Origin of the sequence: Candidatus Thiothrix phosphatis (assembly GCF_035668035.1) — a bacterium.
In the GTDB taxonomy this organism is placed as follows: Bacteria; Pseudomonadota; Gammaproteobacteria; order Thiotrichales; family Thiotrichaceae; genus Thiothrix; species Thiothrix phosphatis.
In genome coordinates this window covers 1-2,224 of the sequence record NZ_JAYMYJ010000099.1, presented here as the reverse complement: position 1 = coordinate 2,224, position 2,224 = coordinate 1, and the positions used below count along the sequence as shown (strand labels likewise).

2 protein-coding genes are annotated in these 2,224 nt (G+C 53.5%); both read right to left on the bottom strand.

Features of this window, described 5'->3' with window-relative positions; translation table 11 throughout:
* A partial coding sequence (locus VSS37_RS10335; RefSeq protein ID WP_324694942.1) for an ATP-binding protein occupies positions 1 to 962 on the bottom strand: 962 nt, incomplete at its 3' end.
* 89 nt (positions 963 to 1,051) lie between these two features.
* A complete protein-coding gene (locus tag VSS37_RS10330; protein ID WP_324694940.1) occupies positions 1,052 to 2,152 on the bottom strand; it encodes a TIGR02452 family protein in 1,101 nt (366 codons plus the stop codon).
* Between the last annotated feature and the right edge of the window lie 72 nt (positions 2,153 to 2,224).

Here is a 2,224-nt window from a genome sequence, read left to right as displayed (position 1 = left end):
GATATGTCCCCCACATCAAAGCTGGACAGCATGTCACTGCTGCTGAGTAGATTGTCCAATTGGATCGTGGGTATTTGGCGCTTCAGCAATTGTTCGACCAGAAACGTCGGGGTGCCGGTTTCAAACCAGTAGCTTTTGAACTGGCGCTCATCAAATAATTGCAAAATGTCGAACGGGTTATAAACCCCTTCCCCCAGCCAGTTATAGCCGTTATACCAGTCACGGATTTCGTCCCGATCCAGCCCCGGCAATTCCGCTGCAAACACGCTGTCAATGTCCGCATCGGTATAGCCGCAAATGGTGCTGTAGCGCTTGTCCAGCGTAATGTCTTTCAGGTTGTTCAAGCCGGAGAACAGGCTGACCTTGGAAAACTTGCTGACGCCGGTCAGGAGACTGAAACGGATGTGGGCGTCATAATCCTTGATGGTGGCGTAGAAACCGCGCAGGAAATCACGGTTGGCCTTGGCCACTTCCGGGTATTCCAGCGCATCCAGGATCGGCTTGTCGTATTCGTCAATCAGCACAACAATGGGCAACCCGGTTTTGGCCTTGACCCTTTCCAGCAGATCCGCAAAGCGGCTGCCCGCATCGCTAAATTCGGGCTTGATGGCGAAGTCCCGTTCCATCTGGGTAAGCTGTTGGTGTAAGGATTCACCCAGCGCTTCCGGCTGGCGGTAATTCTTGCGCCCGAAACTGAAACGCAGCACGGGGTATTTCACTGACCAGTCCCACCGCCCATGCACCAACAAGCCTTGGAACAGCGGTTCATTGCCTTCAAACAACTCCTTGATGGTGTCCAGCAGCAAGCTTTTGCCGAAGCGGCGCGGGCGCGAGAGGAAGTAGTGTTGCCCACCCAGGACTAAATCCATGATCATGTCCGTTTTGTCGACATAGTAATGGTTGTTTTCGCGGATTTTGGCGAAGGTTTGGATGCCAATGGGCAGGCGTTTGCGTTCAGTCATGGTCATGACAGTTGTCCATTCCGTAGGTCTACACGGGATAGTAGCATAGGCAGGGTTATGCGGTTTTTCCCTGACGGTGCACCTTATATTCAGTTGCCTGTGGTGAACGCTTGCCTGAATGCCAGTATGTTTTCCAAGGCTTTGGGGTTTGCGGGGATGGAGAAGCTGATGTGCCGGAATGCCTGGGCAAACATCCCATCGCCAGTGAGCTCACAGGCAAATAAATTCGCCACTTGTGTTGGCAGGTTGCCAAATACACCACATCCCCAGGCTCCGAGCACCAGTGCATCGCAACCCTGATGCGCCGCCAGTTGTAGGACGTAGCGGATACGTTGGGCGAATACCGATTCAATGTGTTCCAGCGATTGTGGCTCATTGCGGGCAATGGCACCCCGGTTGGGCGCGGCGCTGGTGATGAAGTCGACGTAATACAGTTCTGGCAGCACTGCACCGTCATCTTGTTTGAATACCGGGCAGGCTGGCGAATAAATCATGTGATCGGAATACAACAGGGTTCTGCTCTGTTGCCGATGATAATCATAGTAGGCAGGGCAGTGTTGCAGGCTTGCGTAAAGCCCGCTGCTGCGCGCCAGTGATTCTTCCTGTGCCTGACTGCCACCCAGGAAACCACCTCCCGCATTTTTGGCGGAAGCAAAGTTCAGGACGGCGATACGTGAGGACTTCCGATTGTCGTACAGGCGCTTGGCACCTTGTAGCGTTGTTTCGTTGATGACCTCAATCACGGTGTGATGAATCACTGTCGGATTTGGCAGGTTTGCCAGGGTTTCAGGGGTATACAGCCGGGTGTTTTGCACGCAAGCCTCAAGCTGGGGCTGAATCGAAATTTTGTCCGTCACGTTGGCCTGATAATAGCCTTGCTGGAGGATGGCCAGCGTATCGTCAGCAATCTGGGTGCGTTGCAGGCGGGAGTTTTGGTTCATTGTCGTTGCCCTGTTGTTATGGGTTATCGTGTGGTTGTGGGAAGGGCTGGTCTGCCATGCGCGCAGCACTTCGCTGGAAGCCTGCTCCAGATGTTTGGAGCAAGCCATCAAATGCCCAGCCAGTTCTGGATGATTGTTTTGCATATGGGTGTTGGATGCCCGCAGTATTTTCTCACCTAGCAAATGCAGGAAATCGGCCAAGGAGTCGTAGGACAAATCGCCCAGTTCTTCTGCCAGTTGTTCCATCATGATAGCCTCTCTTTTCAACAAACCAACTGCCCTTGCATTTCCGCCACCCCCACGGTTACTACCGTCCCGGAA

Coding starts and splice junctions, on each gene's coding strand:
- VSS37_RS10330 (WP_324694940.1), bottom strand. CDS start 2,152: ATGATGGAACAACTGGCAGAAGAACTGGGCGATTTGTCCTACGACTCC.